Annotated in this window: 6 protein-coding genes and 1 pseudogene; all 7 read right to left on the bottom strand. The window is 65.8% G+C overall.

The genetic code is table 11. The features are described 5' to 3' along the window. Positions 1-422, bottom strand: a pseudogene (locus tag ACAD63_RS12785) (NAD(P)(+) transhydrogenase (Re/Si-specific) subunit alpha); the annotation flags it as partial. A 74-nt stretch (positions 423-496) separates the two neighbouring features. Continuing rightward, positions 497-1,555 carry a porin gene (locus ACAD63_RS12780; RefSeq protein ID WP_434032771.1) on the bottom strand — a complete coding sequence of 353 codons (1,059 nt, stop codon included), beginning with the start codon at positions 1,553-1,555 and terminating at the stop codon, positions 497-499. Between the two features lie 203 nt (positions 1,556-1,758). Next, positions 1,759-3,063, bottom strand: coding sequence for a D-amino acid dehydrogenase (locus tag ACAD63_RS12775; RefSeq protein WP_434032770.1), 1,305 nt, complete (start codon positions 3,061-3,063; stop codon positions 1,759-1,761). A 23-nt stretch (positions 3,064-3,086) separates the two neighbouring features. Next, positions 3,087-4,118 (bottom strand): Bug family tripartite tricarboxylate transporter substrate binding protein, encoded by a 1,032-nt coding sequence (locus ACAD63_RS12770; protein ID WP_240746074.1) that lies wholly within the window; start codon positions 4,116-4,118, stop codon positions 3,087-3,089. Between the two features lie 110 nt (positions 4,119-4,228). Beyond that, positions 4,229-5,008, bottom strand: a complete 780-nt coding sequence (locus ACAD63_RS12765; protein ID WP_135706485.1) for an SDR family NAD(P)-dependent oxidoreductase — start codon at positions 5,006-5,008, stop codon at positions 4,229-4,231. A 19-nt stretch (positions 5,009-5,027) separates the two neighbouring features. Next, entirely contained in the window at positions 5,028-5,963 is a 936-nt protein-coding gene (locus tag ACAD63_RS12760; RefSeq protein ID WP_135706486.1) for a 4-hydroxy-tetrahydrodipicolinate synthase family protein, read from the bottom strand. A 74-nt stretch (positions 5,964-6,037) separates the two neighbouring features. Next, positions 6,038-7,267, bottom strand: a complete 1,230-nt coding sequence (gene metC, locus ACAD63_RS12755) for a cystathionine beta-lyase (RefSeq protein ID WP_135706487.1) — start codon at positions 7,265-7,267, stop codon at positions 6,038-6,040. Between the last annotated feature and the right edge of the window lie 2 nt (positions 7,268-7,269).

Here is a 7,269-nt window from a genome sequence, read left to right as displayed (position 1 = left end):
ACGGCCTTGTAGCCGGCGATGTTGGCCTGCGACGACAGCACGTCCATGCTCTGCGCGCGCGTGGTGCGCGGCGCGGCTTCGAGCGCGAAGGCGGTGATGCCGGCAGCGGACATGCGTGCCTTGTTCTTGTCATCGAACGGATTGAGCATGCCCACCAGCACCGCGCCCGGCTTCATGTGCGCCAGCTCGGTGATCTCGGGCGCGCGCACCTTCAGCACTAGGTCGGCGCCAAGCGCCTCGGCGGCCGTGCTGATGGTCGCGCCGACGGCCTCATAGGCACTGTCGGGCTGACTGGCGCGTACGCCTGCACCCGCCTGCACCAAAACCTTGTGGCCCTGCGCGACGTACTTCCTGACAGTCTCGGGGGTGGCGGCGACGCGAGTTTCGCCGGCCCGCGTCTCGCGCGGGATACCTATGTACATCTCTGCCTCCTTGGATGATGATCGATGTTGGGTCGCGGGCGGCCGGGAATACCGACCGCGCCCCGCGTGCGGGACTAGAAAATATGCTTCATGCCCGCTGCCAGGCCGGTCTGTCCCACGCCTGGCGCGACCTTGGTCGCACTCGCCACGCCCAGCGTCGAGCGGCCCGCGTTGTCCATGTAGGACGCGTTGACATAAAGCTCCGTGCGCTTCGACAGGTTGTACGCCGCCTGCAGCACGTAGCTGGTGGCGTCGTCAGCCGAGTCACGGTTATCCGTCCGGTAGATGCCGGCGCGCAACGTCAGTGCCGGCCTTGCCGCGTAGGCACCACCCAGCCAGTAGAGATGGGAGCGGCTGCTGATGGGCGCGCCCAGTCCGTTCTGCAGGAACCGGTATCCGGCCTCGGCAGTGAAGGGACCGCTGGTGTAGAGCAGTCCCGCTGCGTAGCGGCGTTCAATGTTGCCGGCCGTGGCCGTGGATGTGCCGCGGCGCTGGTCATAGGCAATGGCCAGTCCGAACTTGCCGACGGTGTACGAGGCGCCGGCGCCGATTTCCTGGCCGACGCGCGGCGCGCCGGGGACTTCGCCGCCGTTGGCGATGGTCGAGTCGTAGCCGGTGCTGTACAGCCCGCTGATGGTCAGTTCGCCGAAGTTGCCCGTGTACTTGATGGCATTGTCGGCCCGACCCGCGAACTGCGCATCGTGGGCAAGCACGGAGTACGGCGCATAGCGGTTTGCGTCAAAGGGGATGAAGAAATCGAAGAGGATATTGTTCTGGCGCCCGAGCGTGACCTGGCCCCAAGGCCCCGCGATGCCGACGAATGCCTGCCGGCCGAACAGGCGGCCGCCAAATCCGGCCATGCCGGTGTCCGTCAGGAAGCCGCTCTCCAGCACAAAGATCGCGCTCATGTCCGCGCCCAGTGCCTCCTTGCCCCGCATGCCCCACCGCGATGCCGCGGTGTTTCCGGAGGTGACCCGGTATGCGGACCCCGAGCCATTCGTGCCGGCATGGCTGGCATACTCCACGCCGGCATCCATGACGCCGTATAGCGTGACGCTCGACTGCGCCTGTGCCGTCGCGGCAAGCAGGCACCCCACTGATGCCGCAATGGCGCACTTTCCTGATGTTTTCATCGTTCTCCTCCGTATGTATGTTCGATTTGATGCCCGCGCAGGGCAGCGCCCGCCACAGCCGGGGCACGGGCGATGCGGCGATAGCTGGTGATGCGGCTATGGCGGTTCAGCGGGCGGGCGCGTCACGCAGGCGCTGCCATCCGCGCCGATGGCACTCGGCGCGAACGGGGCCGCCGCTGCCGGCGGCCGTGCAAGTCACTGGATCAGGCCGCGCGCGCCGGCGTGCGTCCGGCGCGGTGCATACCGAAGCGCTCGACGGTCAGTCCGTCCATGTCGATCTCCGGCGGCTTGCCGGAGACCGCGTCGGCAACAAGCCGGCCGGTTCCGCACGCCTGTGTCCAGCCATTGGAGCCGTGGCCAGCATTGAGGTAGAGGCCCTGCAGCGGTGTCGCGCCGAGGATGGGCGGCCCGTCCGGCGTCATCGGACGAAGCCCGGCCCACGACGTGGCCGCGGCATAGTCGAGGCCGCGTGGAAAGAGCCGTCGCGTCAGTGCCGACAGCAGTTCCGTGCGGACCCGTCGCACCGACAGGTCGTATCCGACGAACTCGGCCATTCCCGCGACGCGCAACTTGTCGCCCAGGCGGGTCAGCATGATCTTGTTGTGCTCGTCCATGATCGCCATGCGCGGTGCAGCCCCGGTGTCGGCAATGGGGATCGTGATCGAATAGCCCTTGAGCGGATAGATCGGGATCCGCAGGCCTGCAGTAGCGAGCAGCGCGGGCGCCTGGCAGCCGAGCGCCACCACGCAGGCATCGGCGTGCCGCTGTTCCGTCTGCCCGCCATGCGTGATCTCGACGCTGCGAAGGCGGCCGTGCGCATGGACGAGGCGGGTTGCCGAAGCGCCGTACTGAAACGACACGCCGCGACGGGAAAGATAGCTGGCAAGGCCGGCGCAGAACTTTGCGCTGTCGCCTGAGGCATCGTCCGGCAGATGCAGTGCGCCTTGCCATGCGGCGGCAGACGCCCGCAGCGATGGTTCGAGCGCCATGGCTTCATCGCGCCCGATCATTCGCCACGGCACCTGGAACTGACTGAGTGTGCGCGTGGCCAGCTGTGCCAGTTCGACTTCCTGGTCGGTTTCGAGCAATTGCAGCGTGCCGTCGCGGTGAAAGCCGAAGTTGAGTTCCGGCACTTCGTCACGCAAGACCTGCATGCAGCGCATGCTGTAGTGCGCCATGCGCTGCATGCGCGCCTTGTTGATGCCGAAGCGCTGCACATTGCATTCCTTGAGCCATTGGGCGAGCCAGCGCAGGCGCTCGGCATCCGGCATCATCGAAAAGCGCACCGGCGCATGCTTTTGCAGGGCCATGCGCAGCACCTTGTACGGCATGCCCGGCGACGCCCACGGGCCGGCAAAGCCGGGGCAAAGGCCCCCTGCATTGCCGAAGCTCGATCCCATCCCCGGCCCCGTTTGCCGCTCCAGCACGGTCACCTCATGGCCGTCGCGCCACAGGTGGTAGGCGGCGGATACGCCGGCGACGCCGGCGCCAAGCACTAGTACGCGCATGTCTGCTGCCCCGCTCCAAGGATTCAGTCGGCCGTGATGTGTGCACGATTGATGATCGCGCGATAGCGCCTGGTTTCGCTGTCGATGTATTTCTCGAACTCGCCGCCATCCTTGTAGGCGCTCTCGAATCCCAGTCCGTTCAGGCGATCCTTGATGTCCGGCGACGACATGATCCTCGCCGAGGCGCTGTCGAGCTTCTTCCTGATCCCATCGGGCAGCCTGGCCGGCGCCCACAGGCCGTACCAGGAATAGAACTCGAAGTTCTTGAATCCCGCTTCCTGCATGGTCGGGACCTCCGGTAACAACGGGCTGCGCGTGCGCCCGGTCACCGCGATCGCGCGCAGCTTGCCGGACTTGACCCCGGGCAGCGAGGAGAGCATGGGATCCATCATCCCCTGGGCCTGGCCGCTCATGAGGTCGGTCAGCGCCGGACCGCCGCCTTTGTACAGGGCAATGGGCACCTGCAGGTCCGCGATGCCGCTGTCATACATGAACTGGGACAGGGCCAGGTGGCCGGCGGAGCCGTTGCCGCTGGTCGCGAAGTTGTACTGCCTGGGGTTGGCTTTCACGGCGCGCGCCAGTGCCTGCGGCGAGTTCGCCGGCACCTGCGGATTCACGCTAAAGATCAGCGCGCCTTGCGCGAGCATGCTGACCGCCGTGAAATCCTTGACCGCATCAAACTTGATGGTCTTCCGATAGAGCATCGGATTGATGTTGTGGATCGAAGCGTTGATGTACAGGGTGTAGCCGTCTGCCGGCGCGCGGGCGACGATGCCGGCCCCGACAAGGCCCGATGCGCCCGGCCGGTTGTCGACAATGACGGTCTGCTTCAGCTCCTGGCCGAGCTTCATTGCGAACACGCGCGCAAGGCCGTCCACCGAGCCGCCAGGCGCATGCGGCACGACAACGGTGATCGTACGGACGGGGTAGGTGCTGTCAGGCCTGGATTCTGCTTTTGCGACGCCCGCGGACGTCAGGACGGACAGGAGGAGGATGCCCACGCGTACGACGGGCATGTGGCGGGAACGGATCTGGGTGAGGGGGCGTGGTTGCATGGCCGGATCAACGTAACTTGCTGGACAGGGGACGGCAGCGCCATCGCGCGCGATGACGCGGGGCGCGGCGGGCGGCGCTGCCTTGGAATGTCTTCCGTGAAGCTGGTGGCTCAGAAGGTGCCGGGGTAAGCTGCACCGTCGATCAGGATGTTCTGACCGCAGATATAGCTCGCGTGCCCGGAGCAGATGAAGGCGCAGAGTGCGCCGAGCTCTTCCGGCCGGCCATAGCGGCCAGCCGGGTTGTTGGCGCCGCGTTCGTTCCAGAGTTGCTCGAAGCTCTTGCCGGTCGATTCCAGCATGCCTTCGATGTGGTGGCGCTGGGCATCGGTCGCAAACACGCCCGGGAGCAGGTTGTTGATCGTGACGTTATGGCGAACCGTCTGGCGCGCAAGCCCTGCGACGAAGCCGACGAGGCCAGAGCGCGCGCCATTGGACAGGCCTAGTTCCAGCTGCGGCGTCTTCACGCTGCGCGAGACGATATTCACGATGCGGCCGAAGCGGCGTTCGATCATGCCGTCCACGGTGCGCCGGATCATGTCGATCGGCCCGATCATCATGGCATCGATCGCGGCGTGCCAGTCCGCCGTTGTCCACTGGCGAAAATCACCGGGCGGGGCACCATCCGCATTGTTGACCAAGATGTCGGGGGCGGGGCATGCCGCCAGCGCGGCGGCGCGCCCCTCGTCCGTGGTGATGTCCGCTACCACGTAGCGGACATCACCACCCGTCGCGGCGCCGATTTCCGCTGCCGCCGCGGCCAGCATGCTCTCCGTGCGGGCGGCGATGAATACCTTCACGCCTTCCGCCGCCAGTTGGTGCGCGCAAGCGCGCCCCATGCCCTTGCTCCCGCCGAAGACGAGTGCATGGCGCCCTGCAATGCCGAGGTCCATTGATCGCTCCCGGTTCGGTTCAGACGGCCTTGAGCAGCGGCGACGACCAGCCGTACTTCCGGTCGAGTTCAAGCTCCTTGATGACGCGCAGGCCGCGCAGCAGGGGCTCGCCTTCCAGTCCGGTGAGCGGCTTGCGCAGTTCGCCCGAAGGCAGGCCCACCGCCTTCATCAGCGACTTGATCGCTACCGGGTTGATGGCCGAGTAGGCGTAGTGCAGCAACTGCAGGTTCTGCAGGTAGGCCTGGTGGAAGCCGGCCGCGGTGTCGGGGGATGTCCACGGACGCGAGATCTGCGTCAGCTCCGCCGGGGCGATATTGCCGGTCATGTTCGCGGTGCCATGGCCGCCCAGGCTCATGGTTGGAACGACCAGGCCAAGGTTGGGCGAGTCGCAGCACATCACCGAGACGTCCGGCGCGCCGCGCAGCACTTGCGCTACCTGTCCCACGCGCGTCGTCGACTCCTTGTGGACGACATAGTTGGGATGCCTGAAGATGCGCAGCAGGCTGTCCCAATGCAGGTCGGTCTTCACGCGCGGCGGGTTGTTGTAGATGCCGAGGGGCAGGTCGGTCTCGTCGGCCACTTCCAGGAAGTAGCTTTCGATATCGGCCTCCGGCGCGCAGATGTAGGCGGGCGCGGCGATGATGGCGCCATCCGCGCCGTTGGCCCTGGCAAAGCGCAGGTAGTCCTTGGTGGTCTGGGTGTTGTTGCCGGTGCAGCCATAGAACAGCTTCATCTTGCCGGTCTTCATCTTCGCGGTTTCCACGATGATGGCCTCGCGCTCTTTTTGCGAAAGCATCGAGACCTCGCCTGTGGATCCCATGATCAGTACCGCCGAGGTGCCGTGGCGCTCCTGGAAATCCAGCAGTTCGCGAAAGGCGCCGAAGTCCGGGCTGCCGTCCTTGGCAAAGGGCGTGATCAGGGCAACAAAGGACCCTTCAATCTTCATCTTGCTCATGTCTGTCTCCGTCGTGGATTCGTGTAGGGGAGGGGTAAGTGCCGGAAACACCCGGCTTTAGGCTGCGTTGTCGTTCAGGTCGGGCAAGCTTGGTCGGCCTGGGCGTCCTGCAAGGCCTCCCCGCTGGATTCATGCGCGGAAAGCGCCATCAGGCCGCGCTGCAGATCGTCGATGAGGTCTTGCGGGTCTTCGAGACCCACATGCAGGCGCACGGCTTGCCCTTGATGCGGCCAGCGCGCGCCGGTGCAGTTCTTTCCCGGCGTGAACGGGATGGCGAGGCTTTCATAGCCGCCCCAGGAAACCCCCAGGCCAAAGTGCTCCAGTGCGTCGATGAAGGCGGCGAGTGATGCTTTCGAGCTCGTGCGCAGCACTACGGAAAACAGGCCGCAGGCACCGGTGAAGTCGCGCTTCCACAGCACGTGGCCGGGATGGGACGGCAGCGCGGGATGCAGCACTGCCTCGACCTGCGGCTGGCGCTCAAGCCATTGGGCGACGCGCAGTCCGGATTCCCAGTGGCGCTGGAGCCGCACCGCCATCGTGCGCAGGCCGCGCAGTGCCAGGTAGATGTCGTCCGGCCCCGCGGTCTGTCCCATGTCCTGCGTGGTCTGCTTGATCAGCGGCCAGGTATCCCGATTGCATGTGACCACGCCGAGCATGGCGTCGGAATGGCCGACGATGTACTTGGTGGCGGCCTGGATCGAAACGTCGACGCCGTGGGCGAAAGGCTTGAAGAAGAGCGGCGTTCCCCACGTGTTGTCCATGACCACGACGGCGCCATGTCGATGTGCGGCCGCCGAAATGGCCGCTATGTCTTGAATCTCAAACGTCTCTGACCCCGGTGATTCGACGTATACGACACGCGTGTTGAGTCGTAGCAATGACTCGATCGGCGTGCTGCCGACGGGATCGTAGGTCTCGACTTCGACGCCGAACCGCGTCAGGACGCGCTCCAGGAAAGCGCGAGTTGGCGAATAGGCGCTGTCGGTGATCAGCACGTGGTCACCGGCCGACAGCAGCGCCGTCAGCGCGGTGCTGATCGCCGCGAGGCCGGATGGAAACACCAGCGACCGGTATCCGCCTTCCAGCGCGGCAACGGCTTCTTCCAGCGCGTGGGTGGTGGGCGTGCCGTAGCGGCCGTAGGTCGTCGCACCAGGCTCTTCCGCAGCGCGGGCGCGCTTCATTTCCTCCCATTCGGCCATTGACCCGGCAAGGATGGTCGATGCCCTGAAGATCGGCGTGTTGACGACCCCGCCGAAACGTGCCGGGTGACGGCCGGCGCATACTAACTGAGTGCTTTCTTTCATCG

It is taken from the genome of Cupriavidus sp. a3, from assembly GCF_051015765.1.
Taxonomy (GTDB): Bacteria; Pseudomonadota; Gammaproteobacteria; order Burkholderiales; family Burkholderiaceae; genus Cupriavidus; species Cupriavidus oxalaticus_A.
This window is presented reverse-complemented; position numbering and strand designations above follow the sequence as displayed.

Bases quoted from the DNA above. Each gene is read 5' to 3' on its own strand.
- metC (WP_135706487.1), bottom strand. From the start codon at position 7,267: ATGAAAGAAAGCACTCAGTTAGTATGCGCCGGCCGTCACCCGGCACGT.
- ACAD63_RS12770 (WP_240746074.1), bottom strand. From the start codon at position 4,118: ATGCAACCACGCCCCCTCACCCAGATCCGTTCCCGCCACATGCCCGTC.
- ACAD63_RS12780 (WP_434032771.1), bottom strand. From the start codon at position 1,555: ATGAAAACATCAGGAAAGTGCGCCATTGCGGCATCAGTGGGGTGCCTG.
- ACAD63_RS12765 (WP_135706485.1), bottom strand. From the start codon at position 5,008: ATGGACCTCGGCATTGCAGGGCGCCATGCACTCGTCTTCGGCGGGAGC.
- ACAD63_RS12760 (WP_135706486.1), bottom strand. From the start codon at position 5,963: ATGAGCAAGATGAAGATTGAAGGGTCCTTTGTTGCCCTGATCACGCCC.
- ACAD63_RS12775 (WP_434032770.1), bottom strand. From the start codon at position 3,063: ATGCGCGTACTAGTGCTTGGCGCCGGCGTCGCCGGCGTATCCGCCGCC.